17 protein-coding genes are annotated in these 19,418 nt (G+C 57.2%); 7 read left to right on the plus strand and 10 right to left on the minus strand.

The window, feature by feature from the left end:
* Positions 1–143: 143 nt before the first annotated feature.
* From QPL95_RS16645 to QPL95_RS16655, 3 genes are read left to right on the plus strand one after another with little or no spacing between them, the layout of a single operon-like run.
* Positions 144–2,996 carry a valine--tRNA ligase gene (locus QPL95_RS16645; protein ID WP_303292052.1) on the plus strand — a complete coding sequence of 951 codons (2,853 nt, stop codon included), beginning with the start codon at positions 144–146 and terminating at the stop codon, positions 2,994–2,996.
* Between the two features lie 4 nt (positions 2,997–3,000).
* Entirely contained in the window at positions 3,001–3,885 is an 885-nt protein-coding gene (locus tag QPL95_RS16650; protein ID WP_303292053.1) for a ketopantoate reductase family protein, read from the plus strand.
* Between the two features lie 25 nt (positions 3,886–3,910).
* Positions 3,911–4,468, plus strand: a complete 558-nt coding sequence (locus QPL95_RS16655; RefSeq protein ID WP_303292054.1) for a cob(I)yrinic acid a,c-diamide adenosyltransferase — start codon at positions 3,911–3,913, stop codon at positions 4,466–4,468.
* A gap of 35 nt (positions 4,469–4,503) precedes the next feature.
* On the opposite strand, the gene QPL95_RS16660 is transcribed toward QPL95_RS16655, so the two are convergent.
* The 4 genes from QPL95_RS16660 to QPL95_RS16675 form a co-directional block, all read right to left on the minus strand.
* Positions 4,504–6,534 carry a methyl-accepting chemotaxis protein gene (locus QPL95_RS16660; protein WP_303292113.1) on the minus strand — a complete coding sequence of 677 codons (2,031 nt, stop codon included), beginning with the start codon at positions 6,532–6,534 and terminating at the stop codon, positions 4,504–4,506.
* Between the two features lie 118 nt (positions 6,535–6,652).
* Complete coding sequence (ampE, locus tag QPL95_RS16665; protein WP_303292055.1) at positions 6,653–7,540, minus strand: regulatory signaling modulator protein AmpE; 888 nt, start codon at positions 7,538–7,540, stop codon at positions 6,653–6,655.
* Entirely contained in the window at positions 7,541–8,095 is a 555-nt protein-coding gene (gene ampD / locus QPL95_RS16670) for a 1,6-anhydro-N-acetylmuramyl-L-alanine amidase AmpD (RefSeq protein WP_303292114.1), read from the minus strand.
* Positions 8,096–8,261: 166 nt separating this feature from the next.
* Positions 8,262–10,544, minus strand: a complete 2,283-nt coding sequence (locus QPL95_RS16675) for a DUF1631 domain-containing protein (protein WP_303292056.1) — start codon at positions 10,542–10,544, stop codon at positions 8,262–8,264.
* 224 nt (positions 10,545–10,768) lie between these two features.
* Here QPL95_RS16675 and nadC point away from each other — a divergent pair, with 224 nt between their 5' ends.
* Positions 10,769–11,611 carry a carboxylating nicotinate-nucleotide diphosphorylase gene (gene nadC / locus QPL95_RS16680; RefSeq protein ID WP_303292057.1) on the plus strand — a complete coding sequence of 281 codons (843 nt, stop codon included), beginning with the start codon at positions 10,769–10,771 and terminating at the stop codon, positions 11,609–11,611.
* 18 nt (positions 11,612–11,629) lie between these two features.
* On the opposite strand, the gene QPL95_RS16685 is transcribed toward nadC, so the two are convergent.
* Genes QPL95_RS16685 through QPL95_RS16705 form a run of 5 tightly spaced genes read right to left on the minus strand, consistent with a single transcriptional unit; the run spans position 11,630 to position 15,363 of the window.
* On the minus strand, positions 11,630–11,965 hold the full coding sequence (locus QPL95_RS16685; protein ID WP_303292058.1) for a YqcC family protein: 336 nt from the start codon (positions 11,963–11,965) through the stop codon (positions 11,630–11,632).
* A gap of 15 nt (positions 11,966–11,980) precedes the next feature.
* Complete coding sequence (locus QPL95_RS16690) at positions 11,981–12,778, minus strand: ParA family protein (protein ID WP_303292059.1); 798 nt, start codon at positions 12,776–12,778, stop codon at positions 11,981–11,983.
* Between the two features lie 39 nt (positions 12,779–12,817).
* The gene (hda, locus tag QPL95_RS16695; protein ID WP_303292060.1) at positions 12,818–13,516 is read right to left on the minus strand and encodes a DnaA regulatory inactivator Hda; all 699 of its coding nucleotides are present in this window, start codon (positions 13,514–13,516) and stop codon (positions 12,818–12,820) included.
* The gene (locus QPL95_RS16700; RefSeq protein ID WP_303292061.1) at positions 13,513–14,073 is read right to left on the minus strand and encodes a CDP-alcohol phosphatidyltransferase family protein; all 561 of its coding nucleotides are present in this window, start codon (positions 14,071–14,073) and stop codon (positions 13,513–13,515) included. The genes hda and QPL95_RS16700 overlap by 4 nt, the downstream gene beginning before the upstream one ends.
* A 21-nt stretch (positions 14,074–14,094) precedes the next feature.
* On the minus strand, positions 14,095–15,363 hold the full coding sequence (locus QPL95_RS16705) for a DUF2066 domain-containing protein (protein ID WP_303292062.1): 1,269 nt from the start codon (positions 15,361–15,363) through the stop codon (positions 14,095–14,097).
* 230 nt (positions 15,364–15,593) lie between these two features.
* Between QPL95_RS16705 and purM the strand changes: the two genes are divergently transcribed.
* From purM to QPL95_RS16720, 3 genes are all read left to right on the plus strand, one after another.
* Positions 15,594–16,658 carry a phosphoribosylformylglycinamidine cyclo-ligase gene (purM, locus tag QPL95_RS16710; RefSeq protein ID WP_303292063.1) on the plus strand — a complete coding sequence of 355 codons (1,065 nt, stop codon included), beginning with the start codon at positions 15,594–15,596 and terminating at the stop codon, positions 16,656–16,658.
* Positions 16,655–17,317, plus strand: coding sequence for a phosphoribosylglycinamide formyltransferase (purN, locus tag QPL95_RS16715; RefSeq protein WP_303292064.1), 663 nt, complete (start codon positions 16,655–16,657; stop codon positions 17,315–17,317). The genes purM and purN overlap by 4 nt, the downstream gene beginning before the upstream one ends.
* Before the next feature lie 72 nt (positions 17,318–17,389).
* Positions 17,390–18,136 carry a DUF3108 domain-containing protein gene (locus tag QPL95_RS16720; protein WP_303292065.1) on the plus strand — a complete coding sequence of 249 codons (747 nt, stop codon included), beginning with the start codon at positions 17,390–17,392 and terminating at the stop codon, positions 18,134–18,136.
* On the opposite strand, the gene QPL95_RS16725 is transcribed toward QPL95_RS16720, so the two are convergent.
* Positions 18,127–19,410, minus strand: coding sequence for a valine--pyruvate transaminase (locus QPL95_RS16725; RefSeq protein WP_303292066.1), 1,284 nt, complete (start codon positions 19,408–19,410; stop codon positions 18,127–18,129). The genes QPL95_RS16720 and QPL95_RS16725 overlap by 10 nt on opposite strands.
* Positions 19,411–19,418 lie beyond the last annotated feature (8 nt).

Raw genomic sequence — 19,418 nt, forward strand, 5'->3', positions numbered from 1 at the left:
TGCTAGCCGCCCAGCACCAAACTATCAGACTACGATCCAGACACCGAACTCCGAAGGTTCGCCGCAACCAAAGCGACCATGTATAATCGGCCCACTCAGAATTTCCCTATGTGAATCAACCAAAACGGTCACTGCATAATCCCATGGAAAAAACCTACCAGCCAGAAAACATCGAGCGCCAGTGGTACGAAAACTGGGAATCCAAAGGCTATTTCCGGCCCAGCGGCGAAGGCGACTCCTACAGCATCGCCATACCGCCACCCAACGTGACCGGCAGCCTGCACATGGGCCATGCGTTCCAGCACACCATCATGGACACCCTCACCCGCTACAAGCGCATGCAGGGCCGTAACGCATTATGGACCGTCGGCACCGACCACGCCGGCATCGCCACCCAGATGGTTGTAGAGCGCAAACTGGCTGCGGAAGAAGACAAAACCCGCCACGACCTGGGCCGGGAAGAATTCATCAAACGCATCTGGGACTGGAAAGAGCACTCCGGCGGCACCATCACCCGCCAGATGCGCCGCCTCGGCAACTCCGTAGACTGGAGCAACGAACGCTTCACCATGGACGATGGCTTCTACAAAGCCGTACAGGAAGTGTTTATCCGCCTGTACGAAGACGGCCTGGTGTACCGCGGCAAGCGACTGGTGAACTGGGACCCGAAACTGCACACCGCCATTTCCGACCTGGAAGTGGAAAACAAAGAAGAGAAAGGCTATTTCTGGCACCTGCGTTACCCGCTGGCCGATGGCGCCAAAACCAAAGACGGCAAAGACTACGTCGTGGTCGCCACCACGCGTCCAGAAACCCTGCTCGGCGACACCGCCGTTGCCGTTCACCCGGAAGACGAACGCTACCAGCACCTGATTGGCCAGCACGTGCAGCTGCCTCTGGTTAACCGCAGAATCCCGATTGTGGCCGACCACCACGCCGATCCGGAGAAAGGCTCCGGCTGCGTGAAGATCACCCCGGCCCACGATTTCAACGACTATGCCGTGGGCAAGCGCAATCAACTGCCCATGATTAACGTGCTGACCCAGGATGCGAACATCCGGGCTACCGCCGAAGTGTTCAACTCCGACGGCACCGAAAATACCGACATCGACGCTTCCCTGCCCGCCGCCTATGCCGGCCTGACCCGCGAAGCCGGCCGCAAGCAGATTGTGGCCGACATGGAAGCCGCCGGTCTGGTACAGCAGGTCGAAGACCACGTACTGAGCGTGCCCCGGGGTGACCGTTCCGGCCTGATCATCGAACCCATGCTGACCGATCAATGGTTCGCCGACGCCAAGACCCTGGCCAAGCCGGCCATCGAAGCGGTAGAAGACGGCCGCATCCAGTTTGTGCCCAAACAGTACGAGAACATGTACTTCTCCTGGATGCGCGACATCCAGGACTGGTGTATCTCTCGCCAGCTGTGGTGGGGCCACCGGATTCCGGCCTGGTACGACGCTGAGGGCAACATCTATGTCGGCCGCAACGAAGACGAAGTACGCCAGAAGCACAACCTGGCCGCTGACCTGGAACTGAAACAGGACGACGACGTACTGGACACCTGGTTCAGCTCCGCCCTGTGGACCTTCGGCACCCTGGGCTGGCCGGAGATTACCGAACGCCTGAAAACCTTCCACCCCACGGACGTGCTGGTGACCGGTTTCGACATCATCTTCTTCTGGGTTGCCCGGATGATCATGATGACCATGCACTTCATGAAAAACGAAGACGGCACCCCACAGGTACCGTTCAAAACCGTATACGTCACCGGCCTGATCCGGGACGAGCACGGCGACAAGATGTCCAAGTCCAAGGGTAACGTCATCGACCCGCTGGACATGATCGACGGTATCGCGCTGGACGAGCTGCTGGAGAAACGCACCGGCAACCTGATGCAGCCGAAGCTGGCCGAAAAAATCGGCAAGCGTACCCAAAAGGAATTCCCCGAAGGCATCGCCGCCCACGGCACCGACGCCCTGCGCTTCACCCTGGCAGCCATGGCCACCACCGGCCGTGACATCAACTGGGACATGAAGCGTCTGGAAGGTTACCGCAACTTCTGCAACAAGCTGTGGAACGCGGCCCGCTACGTACTGATGAATACCGAAGGCGAAGACTGCGGTATCAACGACGAACCAGTAGAACTGTCCCTGGCTGACCGCTGGATCATCAGCGAGCTGCAGCACTGCGAGCAGGAAGTGATCCGTCACCTGGACCAGTACCGCTTCGATCTGGCCGCCTACGCCCTGTACGAATTCATCTGGAATGAGTATTGCGACTGGTATCTGGAACTGTCCAAGCCCGCCCTGAGTGACGACAGCGCCAGCGCCGAGGCCAAGCGCGGCACTCGCCGCACGCTGGTTCGGGTTCTCGAAGCAGTACTGCGCCTGGCACATCCGATGATGCCGTTCATCACCGAAGAAATCTGGCAGCGCATCGCGCCGCTGGCCGGCAAACAGGGCGACAGCATCATGCTGCAACCCTACCCGCAGCCGGACGCCAGCAAGCAGGATGCTGAAGTCGCGGCCGATATCGAATGGCTGAAAGGCGTGATCGTGGCAGTGCGCAACATCCGTGGCGAGATGAATATCTCTCCCGGAAAACAGGTGCCAGTGCTGCTCAAGGGTGGCAACAGCGAAGATGAGCGCCGCCTCAACGCCAACCGCCAATTCCTGATGTCCCTGGCCAAGCTGGAGAAACTGGAATGGTTCGAGGGTGACAAGGCCCCCATGAGCGCCACCCAGCTAGTGGGTGAAATGGAAGTGCTGGTTCCCATGGCGGGTCTGATCGACAAGGCCGCCGAACTCAAGCGCCTGGACAAAGAGCTTGACCGGCTGCAGAAGGAAGTCGACCGGGTAAAAGGTAAGCTGAACAACGAAAAATTCACTGCCAAAGCCCCGGCCGATGTGGTCGAGAAAGAGAAGGAAAAGCTGCAGGACGCCCAGGGCAGTCTGCAGCGCCTGAGCGCACAGCGAGCTGAAATCGAGGCCATGTAAGGCCATGATTGCCATTCTGGGTGCCGGCTCTCTGGGCCGGCTGTGGGCGGCGAAGCTACCTGCCGGGCAAGTAGCCTTTGTCCCCCGCCCAGGCCAGATCCCCGAGCCGGTTTGTTATCAGTTTTGCCCATTTGAGGGGCAAGCACGTAGAGTGACCGTGCCCTGGCTGCAGCCGGGGCAATCGCCGGACGTGTTGCTGGTGACGACCAAGGCTGGTGACACCCTCGAAGCACTCAGCACAATTCTTCCCCGACTTCCCACCTCTACACCGGTGATTCTGTTCCAGAACGGTCTCGGCAGTCAGCAGCAGGTAGCCAACACCTGGCCAAACCGCCCGATACTGGCCGCCTCAAGCACCGAGGGCGCCAACCGACCGGAAGCCAACGTCACCGTCCACGCCGGCCAGGGAGAAACCCGGGTAGGTGCTCTGAACATTCCGGGAGAAACCCACTTGATCCCGGTTGTGCAGTCTCTGGCCGATAGCCAACTGCCCCTTCATGCAGAACAAGACATCCTGAGCCGGCTCTGGCAAAAACTGGTGATCAACGCCGGCATCAACGCCTTTACTGCCATCCTGAACTGCCCTAATGGGGATATTCTGCAACAGCCGTTCTATCAACAGTGGATTGGTCCGCTGTGCCGGGAAATTACCCTGCTATTAAAGGCCGCTGGACAAACCGAACAAACGGCGGACGAGCTTCAGAACAGAATTGAAACCGTGGCGCGCAACACCGCCGCCAATACCTCATCCATGCGAGCCGACATTCTCGCCGGGCGCACCACTGAAATCGACTTTATCAACGGCTATCTGGTCCGCCTCGGACAACAGCACGGAATCGCGACCCCGGTGAACCAAATGCTCGTCGAACGGGTACAACAACTACACTGAATATCCATCAACGGGAGTGCAAACCATGGGCAACCGCCTGTCAAAGATCTATACCCGCACCGGAGACGACGGTTCCACTGGCCTCGCCGATGGCAACCGCATTGCCAAGAACGCCCAGCGGGTCGAGGCCATGGGCATGGCCGATGAACTGAACTGCCACATTGGCATTCTGGTAGAGACCTTGGCCGCCGGTGACGCATTGACAGACATGCTTCGCCGAATTCAGCACCACCTGTTCGATCTGGGCGGTGAGTTTGCCATCCCGGGCAGCCGCGTGATTGGCGACGACCACATCACTTGGCTGGAAGGCGTTCTGGACCAGTACAACGAGGACCTGCCCCCACTCAAGAACTTCATTCTGCCCGGCGGCTCACCCGCTGCGGCCCAGTGCCACCTCGCCAGGGCCGTGTGCCGTCGTACAGAGCGGGTGGTCGTAGCCTTGGGCCATGAAGACTCCATCAATACCGCCTCACGCCATTACCTCAACCGGTTGTCTGACCTGTTGTTCGTCGTCGCACGGGTACTGGCGCGCCGGGACGGCGCTCAGGAAATTCTGTGGGAGCAAAAAAAATCCGGCCTGTAAGGGCCGGACTCTGAACGGTTGAAATAACCACCGCCTCACACCTTGAAGGCCTGCACCAGCCGCTGAAGCGAGGCGGTCAACTCCGACATCTGGCGAGAGGACTCCAGGGTCTCTTCGGCGTTGGCTGCGGTTTTATGGCCAAGTTCGCCAATACTTTCCACGTTGACGTTCACATTTTTAGCGACCGCAGACTGCTCTTCTGCCGCCTGAGCAATCTGATGGCTCATATCCACGATTGCGGAGATGCCCTGGGCAATGCGATCCAGGGCCTCGGTCACTTCCGACGATTTGCGCACCGTCAGCTCGGTCGCATCGTGACTGCTCGTCATTGCGGATACGGCTTCCTTCACGCCACCCTGCAGCCGGGAAATCATACCTTCAATTTCCTCGGTCGACTTGTGGGTTCTCTGTGACAGTGAACGAACTTCATCAGCGACGACGGCAAAGCCTCTGCCCTGCTCTCCGGCACGAGCTGCTTCTATGGCGGCGTTCAGTGCCAGCAGGTTGGTTTGCCCGGCAATGGCTTTTATTTCAAACAGTACCTGGCTGATGTTGTCACTGTCGGTATTGACCCGATTGATGACCTCAACGGCACCGGCAATTTCACTGGCCAGCGTGTTGATGGTTTCAACGGTATCCGCAACAACTTTCCGGCCGGTTTCGGTGTCTCGCTCGGCACTGCCGGCACTGTCCGCCACCCGGTGCGCACTTTCGGTGACTTCGTTCACCGCGTCGACCATCTGGCCCATCGCCTCATTGATCTGGCTGCTTTCGTCCATCTGCCGCGCCACAGCTTCGCTGTTGGCTGAGGCTGTGTCATTCACCCTGACCGCCTGCTGCCCCACATCTACCGTCGTCTTACTGACGGACCGGATAAGCTCGGCAATCTTGTCAGTCATGTTATTGAACTCACCGGTCAGTTCGCCGAGTTCATCACGGTTGGAGAGCTGTATGTGAGTCGTCATGTCGCCCGCTGCCACATTTCTTGCCGCGCGACTGAACCGGTTGATCGCCACCCTGACCGACATGAAGAAACCGATGTACAGGTAGACAACTACCAGCATGACGACAATCAACGCGACCAGAATCATGGTTCGTTGCTGCGTTTCGCTTTGCAGCCGGCGCTCAAGATTCGCACCTACGACGGAAAAGATTTCCTCGGTCAGCGCATCGTAATGCACGGTGTGAGCCGTTACTGCAGCATCGTACTCCTGCCAGGGCATTTCCAGCCGCATCGGCGTAATGATGTTTATGTCCAGTTCTTCGCGAACGGCCAGCAGGCTCTCTTCTACTCTGGCCAGCGTGCCACCCGCAGATTGCGCCAACTGTTCCGAGGTTTCTCTGGCCACCACAAGGCTTGGCGCCAACAGGGAGCTCCGGTTTGTCAGCTGGTCAAACACCTCGTTAAAGGTATCACTCAGGGCAAACCCGACCTGGCCATCAACCAGCGCGAAAATGCCGTAAGATCGGGCTGAGCCAATCACATTACGGGCATCAGGGAATGCTGACCGAACCAAGCCCAGAAGCAACAGGTTTTCCCGGGATGAATCCTGGCCAAGGCCGGACACTTCGATGGTTGCCGGCAACAATGCTACAACCTTCTGCACAAACTCCTGATAAAACTTAAACTGCGGGCCAATGGTTACCTGGTAGTTGTCGTTTTCCTTCAGACCCTTCCACTCTTCACTCAGGTTCTGAACCTGCTCCTGCCAGGAGCCGGTTAAATCAAAGGAACGGCGTGGTTCAGCCAGATCAGCAAGCAAGGCATCAATGCGCTGGGAAGCCGCTTGAGCCTTCTGGAGCAAATCCGTTTCATCTTTCAGAATGCCCGGCGCCTGGTAATCCCGAAAGTCCATCGCAGCAACCAATAGCTGATCAACTTTCTGGAGTTCTACCAGGCCGTCGATGCTTCGGTTCATGGTCTGTACGGATTGGTTAAGCCCGGAAATAACTAACCAGGACAGCACGACAATGGGGCCTAGAAAAAGAATACTGATGAGGCTGAACTTGTAAACCATGGGCAGCCGGTTCATCAGTGCAATCGCTGGATTAATAATGTAGTTCACAGTGCCCTCGCGCCGATTCAAAAACTGAATCCTGATTCTTTGTTTTGATTATCGCTTAACGCAGTCAAAACTGAATCACTATTAAGTATTATTATGTAACGCTTTGTTTTAACTATTTTTATGCCACACCAGAGATAACCAGCAACGCAATTGCACAAATCCAGACCAACATACTTCGATTCAGTAAATCCCTGATGGCCATCAGGCTCCGACCACCAAAGTTTGGCCAGTCCTCCGGATGCACACTTGAGAACCTTGCAGGATCAAGCGCATACCCGGTTAACGACCCGTTGGCGGAAATCATTAGAACTTCCGAAGTAGATTTTCTGACACCCGGTATAACGCGCCGTACTTCGCGGGACCAACCGGCGAGATCACCAGCCAGGCCAAACGTGCAGGATAGAAGCCGCACAGGCAGCCAGCTCACCCAATCCGCCACCTTTCTGAATCCAGGCCTTGCGCCGGCCTGAGGCCACTGTTCAGCAAGGGCCACGATGCCCCGGGCCAACAACGCGGCACCAATGCCACCCACCACATACCAGAACACCACCAGGAAGAATCGCTGAAACACCGAAACCATCAACGTCCTGGCCACCGACAAATGCATAGCATCGGGAGAGAGTGCCGCTCCTCGTTCCGCCGCCGGCAAGCGGTCCTGAACATGATGCCAGGCACCCTGCATGTCGCCCCTGCGCCAGGCTTCTGAATAGGCCTGCAAAACCGCTTTCCAGCCCGGAGCGCCCATCAGCAAAAGAAGCACCACGAATTCCAGCGGGTAGATTGCCAGCCGGAAGCCAGCCCGTTCAGCGGCGAACGCCAACACAGTCAGGACAATGGCTGGCAGCAGGACCATCCCATAGCCTTTGCCGACCAAGTGTTCCTGGCCTGCTTTCGCCTTGGTTCCACGATGGAACCAGGCCCGCCAAAGGGCATCTCCGTTGAGCTTGTCGAGGCGGTCTAGGCGCCGGCGAATCACGTAGGCCAACAGAAAGATCACCAGTGCCATTCAGCCACTCTCCGTTGTTTTCAGAAGTTTTCGGAAATGCGCCCACTGGAAAGCGGGGCCAGGATCAGTTTTTCTGCCCGGCGCAATATCACTGTGCCCGGTAATACGCTCTGGGTTTACGGTTGGCCAGGCGGCCATCGTCAGGGCGGTGAGATGCGCTAGCGTCTGGTACTGGGCTTCCGAATACGGAATATCGTCAGCCCCTTCCAGCTCGATCCCCACGGAATAGTCGTTGCACTCTTCCTGCCCACCGAAACACGAACGACCCGCATGCCAGGCACGATCGAAGCAGTTAACAAATTGCACGACAGAACCATCCCTGCGAACCAGAGCGTGGGCCGAAACCTGCAGATCTGCAATCAGCTCAAAATAAGGATGTGCCTGCCGCTCAAGTCGGTTGCAGAAAAAATCTTCAATGTAAGAGCCGCCAAACTGACCAGGGGGAAGGCTGATGTTGTGCACCACCAACAGCGATATGGCCGCGTTTTCAGGCCGGGGACCAAAATTGGGAGAGGGGCACCATCTGCTGCCGGGAAACCGGCCGGTTGCTCGCAACTCGGCAACCTGCGCATTGAATGTGGCAGCAGAAAACGGTGCTTCAGGGGAGTCGGTTCGTGTATTGGGCAAGGCTCATCCAAAGGCGCAATGAGTGGCGTATAGATTCGATTGAATCACAAAGCGCCCTCAGATGCTATGGAATCACCCGGCTGTTAACCGGGTGTCAGTCTTTTCGGCTGTGCCTCAGATTATCGATAATAGACTCCAGGGCACGGTCGAAAATAAGCCCGTCATCCAGCAACGAGATAGAACCCTCCTGCATCGCCCGGGCAAGGTCATCGCGCTGGAATTCGGCGACCTTGGCGCCACTCCGATTGACAAAAATATACTTGCCCGTTGCTTTGATAAACGCCGCCAGCTTGCAACGCAACCGGGTATCATCCCTTTGCAGCTCCAGCCAGGAGCCAACCCGCAACTGATCCGCCTTATCAATCCATTGTTGCGCCAACTCACTCTCAGGTGCCTGGTCAACATTGGATTCTTCAGGCGTATCCACCGGCTCTGCCACTTCAGGAGCCAGCGCCTCCGGTTCCGCAGCCAGACTCTGTGGTTCCGAAGCAACCGGAGCTTTAACCTCAGTGACATCCAGAGCGGCGGGTGGAACATCCAGGTTATCAAGCGGAGCGCGATTCTCTTCTACGGGCGCCGTGACCAGCTTTTGGAACACATCGACATGAACCAGCTCAAGGTCTCTGATTGCCGCGTCCGTAGCAAACGGGTCCCAGGAAATTTCCTGCAGCGCTTTTCTCAGATCTTCAACAACGTCGGGAATGGCCCGCAGTAATTCAGAACGGGTCTCCGGTGATACCGGATGCGGGTCCACGCTCCACACCAATCGGCCCGTCAGTTCGCAGGCGCTCTCCCAAAATTCGCTTTCCTCACCGTGACGCAGCGCCACCCACTGCAGGTAGCGAGTCCAAGGTTCTTTGAGCATCTGTAACACGGGCTCAGGAATATCACGGTTTGAGGATTGCTCCTCGATCAGGCGTTCCGCCGCCTGACTGGCCCGTTCCTGCCGCGCCCGGCCTTCTTCTGCATCCCTTAACCGTTGTTCCACCAGCTCCCGGCGACGACGGTCCAGATCCATAAAATGACCGAAGTCTTTCAGGAGTTCTTCAAATAATTCAACCCGCTCTGTGAACTCGGACAGTACCCGACCCACTATTTCTTCAATTTTTTCTCGCAGTGGGTCCCGCATACCCGGGCGCTTCTCACTCCAACCGATTGCTGCCAATGCGAGCTCGTTCAGCAGCTTGCGAACCGGGTGCCCACCACGATTGAAAAAGTTACGGTCACTCAGAGCCACTTTCAGAACCGGGATCTGCAAGCGGCCAATCAACGCTTTCATAACCGGATGCAACTGACGGTCTTCCAGGATGAAATCGAACAGCATGGACACCAGGTTAATCACATCACTGTTTACCTGGCCAACCGACACTTGTCCTCCGCCCTGAGGCTGCAACACAGGCTGCAACTGCTCCCGTAAGGGAATAATCTGTTCGCCCCCCTGAGCGTGCGATGCACCCTGTAGCTCGTTCAGCTTGGCCAGCAGGTGGCTCGTATCCAGAACGAGCGCGCCCGGCTGAGTCACCGAAGCGCCCGACCCGCTACCTTGATGCAACAGGGCACTCAGTTCATTAAACGTGGGCGAAGCACCTCCCTGAGAATAACGAGACTGCCCCCCTGCCCCGAAGCCACCAACTGAGGTACCGGGTACCGGCACCGTTTTCCTGGCCGACGGCTGAGAACCTGCCACCGGAGGCTTCTTCATCTCCGGCAGCACCCCTTCTGCGATCAGAGTACGATTGCACTCCTGATAGAAGTCGCCAAGCTGGTCTGACAACATGCGCTCAAACAGTTTGAGAACCACCAATTTGGCGCGAATATCAATATCGAGATCTGAGCAAGCCTCAGCAATACCACCACACAACACTTCGGGGCTGAGTGGAATCTGGTCTTCCGTCAGCGCCAGCTCCGGCACCACATGCCGGATTCTGGCGGCGAGAAGGCTCAAGGATTCCTGGTAACGGTTTCTCAGACGGTTCGTCAGATTTTCAATGGCAACCTGCTGTTCAAGGTCAGAGTGGTCAAGCAAACTCAGGGAATCACGGTCTGCGTCCTCAAGGGACCGAGCTTTACTCACGGGCCGGAATGACCCCAGCTCGTTAAAGGCCTGACTCACTTTCTGGAGTATCGACACAGTCATCGCCTTGCGACGCAGGCGAAGCTCTCGCATGGCGTCAAAGTAGGCGGCCTGGTCTTGATTGGAACCCGCGCGATCTGCCAGCGCAAACAGACTGTCATCGGCCTGTTCGAAAAAACTGCCCAACACCGTTTTCAGCGACCGACCGGAGGCGTCACGCAGCCGCACCAGAGCAGAAGGCAATGAAAATCTGCCTACCGCCTTCTGGCCAGTCAAGTGAACAACCTTGTTGTCTTGTGCCATGGGGATGCTCCGGTTTGGTTCTGCTGAAGGTACTTGGACCACGCTCTAGTTACATGATATAGCCGGGCTTCGTCACCTTGTGTCAGAAATTGTCACCTTTTGTGCAACGTCGAACTGCGTCACATTTTAGCACCCTTTGCGCTTGCCATTTTGCGAAACCCCGTTCGGGCAGTAGAATTGCGGACCTGACCCAAATCCATTTATTTTTCAGCCGGAAAGCGACCATGATCACTCCCGAACTGCTTCGTCAGGCCCGCATTGAAAATGTTGCCCAAAGCCTCCGGGAGGACATTGGCGACGGCGACATCACCGCCATGCTGATCCCGGCAGAAAAACACGCTCAGGGGCGGGTTATTACCCGAGAGGCTGCGAGACTCGCCGGCAAAGACTGGGTGAATGAGGTGTTCCGGCAGGTTGACCCCAGCGTCGAACTGGAATGGCTGTTCGAAGATGGCGACGATATACCGGCCGACAGCGTTATTTTCCGTATGTCAGGCCCGGCAAGATCGCTTCTGACGGCGGAGCGGGCCGCATTGAACTGGCTGCAGACCCTGTCAGCGGTTGCAACACGGTGCGCAAGCTACGCGGCCCGGGTTTCGCACACCCAGGTGCGACTTCTGGACACCCGAAAAACGCTGCCAGGATTAAGGCTTGCGCAAAAATACGCGGTAACCTGCGGTGGCTGCAGCAATCATCGAATTGGCTTGTGGGACGCCTTCCTGATCAAAGAAAACCACATCGCCGCCTGCGGCTCGATTGCCGCCGCGGTTGCCGAAGCACACAGAATCGCTCCGGGAAAACCCGTCGAAGTGGAAACCGAAACCATGGATGAGCTGAGCCAGGCTCTGGATGCAGGGGCAGATATCATCATGCTGGACGAGTTTTCTCTGGCCGATATGGCCCGAGCTGTTGAAGTGGTAGCCGGGCGGGCAAAGCTGGAGGCGTCAGGCGGAATCAATGAGCAGACACTGGTCCCCATTGCCGAGACGGGCGTGGATTACATCTCTATTGGCACCCTGACGAAGGACGTAAAGGCCATCGATCTGTCCATGCGCCTGGAGGATTGACGCTGGCGGACGCCCCGATCAGCGCCCGGACAACAGCGTGTCCATTTCAACCAGTGCGCGAACCAGCCCGGTACCCGACTGGCTCCGCCCCCGGAAATGCTCTTCTGCCATCGGCGCTATGCCAGAGGCCGATGGCAAGGGCATGCCCGCTTCCACCAATAGCTTCATTCGTTCGATAAACACGAATTGAAGCCACTGGGTAAACTCCATGGTATCCAGGCAGAACGGCTGAGTGCTCTCGAATGCCTCAGCAGGCGGCACCTCAGGCTGCCACTCGCCAAGCTGCCTGAGCTCTAACTCAATCTGAAGCAGACTGTCTGTAATCTGGTCCAGGCGGCGCTGTTCTTCGTGCATCCTCAGTTACCTCGATCAGTCAGCCAGCGGCTCCAACTCTACCGCCTCACCATGCAAGACCCGGTACAGGTCCTCAAATTGCCCGGTCAGCGGGTGCTTCGGCGCCATATGGATCAGGGGCTGCCGGCTTTGGTGTGATTCTTTCATTTTTACCGAGCTGGACAAGCGCACCGGCAGCACTGGCAACCCCTCTTCAGTAAGCTCCCGAACAAGCTGCTTCGGCAGGCTGGCCCTGGGCTGGAACTGGTTGGCAATAATACCTTCCACCACCAGCTCGTCATTATGGTCTTCCTGTAACTCACGTATTTCATGCAGGATGCTGTAAAGCGCCTGACGCGAAAAATCATCACAATCGAAAGGGATCAGGCAACGCTGCGCCGCAATCAGTGCGGAGCGGGTGTAGAAATTCAGCGCAGGCGCAGTATCAATATAAATTTCATCAAAACTGTCACTGAGTTTTTTCAAAAACTCGCGCAACTTATAGATCTTATGCTTGGCCTCAAGCTTGCGCTCAAGAAAATCGAGCTCCGGACTGGATGGCAACACAAAGAGATTGCTAAAAGGAGACGCGTGGACAAATTCGTCCGGACGGCGGTTGAACACACTGAACGCAACCGTCTGCTCCATCAGATCGGCGACGGTATCCTTCAATTCAGACGCAGGCTTGCCCAACAGGTAGTGCGTTGAGTTGCCCTGGGGGTCAAGATCCACCACCAGGGTGCGCTTGCCCCGTGCAGCACTGATGGCCGCAAGATTACAGGTTATGCTGGACTTGCCTACACCGCCTTTCTGGTTGAATACCACCCGTCTCATGTCGTCTCTCCAAGAGTATTTATAGTTCTGATTCCATTACTACCACCCCATCACGGATTTAACGAACGGAATGGTCAAACGCCTTTGGGCCTGAAGGGAGTTTTCATCGAGCGTATCCAGAATACCCAACAGCTCGCCAAGCCTCCTTGGCGCGCGGCGCATAATGTAAGTTGTCACATCGTCGCTCATCACCAGGCCCCGCTGTTCGGCTCGTGCCATCAAAATGCGCATTCTGTCTTCATCCCGGTACAGTCCCAGCTGAAGAAGCAAACCGTGAGACAGTCTTGAGATGAGATCCTGCAGTTCAAAAGGCAGCGATCCCGGCACTTCCGACAAGGTCACCACCAACAGACCACCACCGTCGAGCACACGGTTGTACAAATGAAAAACCGCTTCTTCCCAGTCGGCCTTTCCGGCGACTTGCTCCAGGTCGTCAAGGCAGACCACCGCGTGTGATTCAAGGCCCGCTAATGCCTCCGGGCCAAAAGGTAGCAGCTCGGTGATACTGATACACACGCCGGCGCGGCCCAACTGTTCCGCCTTATGGCAGACCGCCTGAAGCAAATGACTCTTGCCGGTATCCGAATCTCCGCACACCACGACAACTGGCAAACCCTGAGGCGCCAAACATAGGGCCTCAAGGCGCTGGGCGACCTCCCGGTTCCGCTCACCATGGAAATTATCGAACCGGGCGTCATCTCTGAGCTTGACGCCAAGAACCATCTGCGACGGTATCACGACCGCTTTGCCCTCCAGGCCCGCAAGCTCCACACCAGAATGTAATGGCCACCACTGAATGCAGCTGAGACTGCCACCAGCCAGACACCCGCGGTCAGCACCCAGGGCTGCATCGGCAATTCCGCCAGCAGAATAATAATGGCCAACGCGACCAGAATCTGGATGAAGGTATTCATTTTGCCAGGGACACTCGGCTCCATGTCAAAACGGCCAACGCCGTAATGATAAGCCAGAGCACCACAAACAATAATCAGGTCACGCCCGAGCACCACAACAAACAGCCAAACGGGCAGAACGTCGGTGATGGTCAGCATGAGATAAGCCGTAATGAGCAGAGCCTTGTCGGCCAGCGGATCTGCAATGGCACCCAGCCGTGTCCGCCAGTTGAAGTACCTGGCAAGAAAACCGTCAAACGCGTCAGTTAATGCAGCAACAACAAAAATCAACAAAGAAAGCCGGTAGCTCCCTTCAAGCAGAGCACCGGCGAATGGGACAATCAGCACGATCCGCAAAAATGTCAGGGCGTTGGGGATCCAGCGCCACTGCTGCGATTTCACCTGGCTGCCTCCATTAAAAAATCAGTCGCCATCACCAGAGCCCGGCGCAAGCTGCCAACGGTAGTACAGTACCTCGTACAACGACTCAAAAGCCTGCTCGGCATCCTGCTCATCGCCTTCCGGTAACGGCTGATAGGCAAACATGGACTCTCCTTCGGCCGCCGCACCCGCCTCTTCCAATGCGCCTTCGGGCATTTCGCTTTCAGCTGAGTCAGCTTTCGGATCCTCAACTGGTCCGGCGTTCTGAGGCTCCACTGTCTGAGCGTCCTGAACCACAAACCGCGGGTCCAGGGCGATATACTCACGCAACTGATCCAGTTCTCCGGTAAACGAGATCTGAATCGTCAAACGCTCACCACGAACGCGGGAAGGCCCTACGGACAGCACCGGAGTCAGGCTCTGGAGCGCCTTCGTAATAGTGCCGTAGTCGGCAAGCGTGTTCACCCCGTCCAGTACAACGTCAACTTTCGGTGAGTCGCCAACATCGCCCGCGGATACCGCATAACGACTGGCGTATAGCTCAGCCCACTGATCAATCACCGCGACCGCCAGAGCTTCCGGACTTTCAGCACTCGCGGAGCGCTCACTGGCATCCATCCCCATGCCTTTGAAGACCCATCCCGCACGCCATTGACCACCGGAACGGCTGATACGCATCAATGCCAGCACGTCATTGGGCAGGTTCTCGGAGGCACTCTCAATACGACCGACGAACTGCCCCCAAAGGTCGGACAGCAACGTTCGCTCATTGTCAAAGCTTGCAGGAGGCAGCGCGACCGGCAGCCCACGCTCGGAGGCAGCCGCAAGAAAAAGCTGTCTCCAGGGTGACCCATTCGCTCCCGGCTGTTCAGATGATGAGCCCTCGGCCCGGGTAATCAATTGGCGCTGACCACGGTCTTCTACCGCAATCCAGGCCAGTGTCAGCGGGCGGTTAGCGCCCCACACCGGTGCATTGACAGAGGCGAGCGCACGATTCACACCCACCGCGCCGAAGCTCATCTGCATGCGCGTCAGCCCCTGGTCCTTGCGCACCTGGTAGGACAACAACAGCGATTCGGCGTCTTCAAGCAAGCCTGCAACCCCTTCGCGCTGCAGTACGTCGCGGCTGCCGGAAACCCTGATCAGAACCTGGCGCAATCCCGCCTCATAGCCCGCCTTCAAATCGGCTGTTCCGGTACCGGCAACAGGTACTTCGGCATTGTAAAGCCCCGAAGCCGTCACTGCGGCGGCAGGCGCTGCCACAAACAATGCAAAAACCATGGAAAACGCGACCAGCGTTCCCCGTATCATTCTTGCCGTATACCCGTTGACTGATTGCGTCATGTAGATGTAGCACCCTGCCGTTCCCATGATTGGCGCACAGGATACACCATCACCTGTCGGCTGAGTAGCAAGGCACTGTTGCCAGTTGGCAATCTATAAATCAACGAATCACACCCATAACCGGGATTTCCAGTTGGAGCCCCCGTGCGCACCTGTTAAAATCCGCCGCCTGACCCACAGGCCAACGGTTATTTTCCATGAGCGAACAGAAGCCCTCCCTTACCTATCGCGATGCTGGCGTTGATATTGATGCCGGTAACGAACTGGTTAACCGCATAAAGAATACCGCAGCCCGGACCCGCCGGCCCGAAGTGCTCGGTGGCCTTGGTGGTTTTGGCGCGATGGTATCCATCCCGGCTGGTTACAAGGAGCCGGTTCTGGTTTCTGGTACCGACGGCGTAGGCACCAAGCTTCGCCTCGCCATGCAGCTCGAAAAACACGACAGCATTGGTATCGATCTGGTTGCCATGTGCGTGAATGATCTCGTTGTGGGTGGCGCAGAGCCTTTGTTCTTTCTGGACTATTACGCCACCGGCAAACTGAATGTCGATATTGCCGCCCAAGTGGTCGACGGTATCGGTACAGGCTGCGAACTTTCCGGTTGCGCGCTGGTCGGTGGGGAAACGGCCGAAATGCCCGGCATGTACGAAGGCGAAGACTACGACCTGGCCGGGTTCTGTGTTGGCGTGGTTGAGCGCAGCGAAATTCTCGATGGCAGCCGCGTTCAGTCAGGGGACGTATTGCTGGCCCTCGGCTCCTCAGGCCCCCACTCAAACGGCTATTCACTGATCCGCAAGATCATAGAAGTCAGCAACGCCGACATGAGCCGGCCTATGGGCGAAGGCACTCTGGCGGACGCTCTGATGGCACCCACCCGAATTTACGTCAAAAACTTGCTGCAGCTGATTCGCGAAGTGGACGTGCGAGCCATGTCCCACATCACGGGTGGCGGACTGCCTGAAAATATTCCCAGGGTACTTCCTGACGGCACGATTGCTGCCATTGACACCCAAAGCTGGGAGCTGCCTCCGGTATTCCAGTGGCTGAAAGACGCTGGCGGCGTAGCCGCTGAAGAAATGTATCGCACCTTCAACTGCGGCATTGGCATGATTGTATGCGTACCCGCAGATCAGAAGGATCTGGCAGTGGACACACTGAACGCACTGGGCGAGACGGTCTGGCAGGTCGGCGTGATTGAAGCCGCCGATAGCCCCGATGCACCGTCGAAAGTCCGTTACGCTCCAGGGTTGCTGAAGGCATGATGGCAGATCCGGCGCCAAAACCGAAAATTGTTGTTCTTGCCTCGGGCAGTGGCACCAACCTGCAAGCATTGATTGATGCCAGCCGGGAGCGGGACTTTCCTGGTGAAATCATCGCGGTGGGCTGCAACCGGCCCGGCGCCTTTGCGCTGGAACGAGCCGCCCAGGCCAACATCAAAACCTTCGTCATCGACCACCAGCAGTTCGGGTCCCGGGAAGAGTTTGATGGCGCCCTGATCGCGGAACTGCACCGCCACAATCCCGATGTGATTGTGCTGGCTGGTTTCATGCGCATTCTCACCGCAGATTTTGTGCGCGCGTTCCGGGGCCGAATGCTCAATGTTCACCCGTCTCTTCTCCCCGCCTACACGGGCCTGAACACGCACCAGCGGGTGCTTGATGCTGGCGACAAGGTGCATGGTGTCTCCATTCACTTTGTCACCGAAGAGCTGGACGGCGGGCCAGTCATCGCCCAGGCTGACGTGGTCGTGAACGCGGACGACACACCGGAGTCTCTTGCTGAACGGGTTCAGCAGCAGGAACACCTACTGTATCCGATTGTGCTACGTTGGTTCTGCGAAGGACGAATCCAGCTGGCGGCAGAGGGCGTACTGTTTGACGGCGAGCCATTACCCAAACCCATGCGACTGTCCGGAAACTGAACAGATTGTCATCCCTCCAAAGCCAGGGAAAGGCTAGACTGTCGCAAGCATAGACAGTGAAGAGGCAAACGGATGCACAGAAGCTACAAAGCACCTACCAGAATAATCGCACTGCTCGCCGGGCTTATATTCACCAGCCTCGCATTCAACACCCGGGCGGAGACCAGTCGCGATGCACCCGCCCTTACTCCCTACAAGGCCAGCTACACCGCCTCCATGTCCAAGGGCATCAGCCTGAATGGCGAAGGCATTCGCACACTGACGGATCAGGGCAATAATGTCTGGCTATACCGCACGGATGTCGACTCGTTCATCGCCGACATCGACGAATCTCTGGTGTTCAAATGGGAACAGGGGCACGTTATCCCCTTACGCTATCGCTATCGGCTTTCCGGTTTTCTGATCAAAGATCGGGAGCAGTCTATCGATTTTGATTGGCAGGCAGGGATGGCGAAAGGCAAATACCGGGGCAATCGCTTTGAGGTAGAGATCAAGGAAGGGACGCTGGACCCTCTGGGCTACCAGCTTCAACTTCACCAGGACCTTAAAGCCGGTAAACGCGACGTCACCTACCAGGTACTCGACAAGGGCAGCTACGATACTGACCGCTTCGCCGTCATCGACGAAGAATCCCTCAGTGACAAGGGCCGCACGATGCGCACCCTGAAAGCCGAGAAAGTCAGGGCTGAAGACTCAAAGCGCCAGACCCTGATGTGGTTTGACCCAGACCAGGACTATCTGCTGGTTCGACTGCTTCAGGTGGAGCCGGATGACAGCGAATACGAGCTGCGCCTGAAAGACGCCAGGGTTCAGAACTGACCCCTGGCCGAGGACTCTGCCCAGACCACTTTGACTTCGTCCGCAATAATCCGCAAACCTTCCGCCACTTGCTCATCATCCTGCGAGTAGGTTACGCGCAGGCACTCGTGGCGGTGCTTCCAGTCTTCATCCGGCAAGCCCGGAAAGAAATAGTGGCCCGACACTACCAGGACGCCCCGCTCTTTGAGACGCTGATAGAGCTCAAGACTTGAGATCGGCAAATCCGGGAACCACAGCCACAGGAACATCGCACCCTCAGGCTTGTGGATGTACCAGCGGCAGTTATCCTCCCCCATTGCCTCCCGGAACGCCTCAACGGCCCGCTCCATTTTGGCTTTGTAGAATGGACATACAACATCCCGGCTCAGCGACAGAATCTCACCCGAACGCACCAGCGGCTCCGCCAGCATGGCTCCAAAACTGCCAGTAGCCAGGTTCATGATGGCGTTGATGCCAGACAACGCCTTGATGGTCGGCTTCGCCGCAATCACGATGCCGGTGCGGGCCGCAGGCAAGCCAAGCTTGGACAAACTCAGGCACAGAATAATCTGCTCATTCCAGGTGGGCTGTGCATCAACAAACAGTAGGCTCGGAAAGGGCGTGCCGTAGGCACCATCGACAATTAACGGGATATCGTGCTGTCGAGCCAGACTTTCCAGACGAGCCAGCTCCTCGTCGGTGATGACATTGCCGGTAGGATTGGTGGGGCGAGACACACAGATAGCGCCGGTTTCGCCGGTCACTTCTACGGCATCAAAGTCCACCCGGTATTTGAACTCGTGGGCGTCGGTAAACGAGATATCTGGTTGCACGGCATGAAACAGGCCAGGCTCGATCCCCGCATCGGCGTAGCCAATGTACTCCGGTGCCAGCGGCAGCAGAATGTGCTTGCGTTTGCCGTCGCCGTAATCGCCACCGAACATGTTAAACAGCATGAAGAAGGCTGCCTGGCTACCATTGGTCAGCGCAATGTTGTCCGGCGTCAGGCCCCAGCCATATTCACGATTGAGCAGCTCTGCCAGTGAGGCGATAAACTGTTTTTCACCCTGCGGCGGATCGTAGACTCCCACCAGCCTGCGCATCTGGCCTTCATCTGCTGCCATTCCGGCCAGAATCTCCTGCACCCTGCTCTGAATCTCCGGAATATGCCCCGGGTTGCCGCCCCCCATCATGATCATCCCCTCGCCGGAGGCCATGGCGTTACCCAGGTCATCCATGAGTGAGGTGATGCCGGCATCGGCGGTGAATTTCCGACCAAAAGCAGAGAGTTTCATGGCGTTTA

The organism is Marinobacter sp. SS5-14b (genome assembly GCF_030541005.1).
Classification (GTDB): domain Bacteria; phylum Pseudomonadota; class Gammaproteobacteria; order Pseudomonadales; family Oleiphilaceae; genus Marinobacter.

What these genes read in the sequence shown, in the direction of transcription:
- QPL95_RS16645 (WP_303292052.1), top strand. Translation starts at nt 144, where the DNA reads ATGGAAAAAACCTACCAGCCAGAAAACATCGAGCGCCAGTGGTACGAA.
- QPL95_RS16650 (WP_303292053.1), top strand. Translation starts at nt 3,001, where the DNA reads ATGATTGCCATTCTGGGTGCCGGCTCTCTGGGCCGGCTGTGGGCGGCG.
- QPL95_RS16655 (WP_303292054.1), top strand. Translation starts at nt 3,911, where the DNA reads ATGGGCAACCGCCTGTCAAAGATCTATACCCGCACCGGAGACGACGGT.
- ampE (WP_303292055.1), bottom strand. Translation starts at nt 7,540, where the DNA reads ATGGCACTGGTGATCTTTCTGTTGGCCTACGTGATTCGCCGGCGCCTA.
- QPL95_RS16675 (WP_303292056.1), bottom strand. Translation starts at nt 10,544, where the DNA reads ATGGCACAAGACAACAAGGTTGTTCACTTGACTGGCCAGAAGGCGGTA.
- nadC (WP_303292057.1), top strand. Translation starts at nt 10,769, where the DNA reads ATGATCACTCCCGAACTGCTTCGTCAGGCCCGCATTGAAAATGTTGCC.
- QPL95_RS16685 (WP_303292058.1), bottom strand. Translation starts at nt 11,965, where the DNA reads ATGCACGAAGAACAGCGCCGCCTGGACCAGATTACAGACAGTCTGCTT.
- QPL95_RS16690 (WP_303292059.1), bottom strand. Translation starts at nt 12,778, where the DNA reads ATGAGACGGGTGGTATTCAACCAGAAAGGCGGTGTAGGCAAGTCCAGC.
- QPL95_RS16705 (WP_303292062.1), bottom strand. Translation starts at nt 15,363, where the DNA reads ATGATACGGGGAACGCTGGTCGCGTTTTCCATGGTTTTTGCATTGTTT.
- purM (WP_303292063.1), top strand. Translation starts at nt 15,594, where the DNA reads ATGAGCGAACAGAAGCCCTCCCTTACCTATCGCGATGCTGGCGTTGAT.
- purN (WP_303292064.1), top strand. Translation starts at nt 16,655, where the DNA reads ATGATGGCAGATCCGGCGCCAAAACCGAAAATTGTTGTTCTTGCCTCG.
- QPL95_RS16720 (WP_303292065.1), top strand. Translation starts at nt 17,390, where the DNA reads ATGCACAGAAGCTACAAAGCACCTACCAGAATAATCGCACTGCTCGCC.
- QPL95_RS16725 (WP_303292066.1), bottom strand. Translation starts at nt 19,410, where the DNA reads ATGAAACTCTCTGCTTTTGGTCGGAAATTCACCGCCGATGCCGGCATC.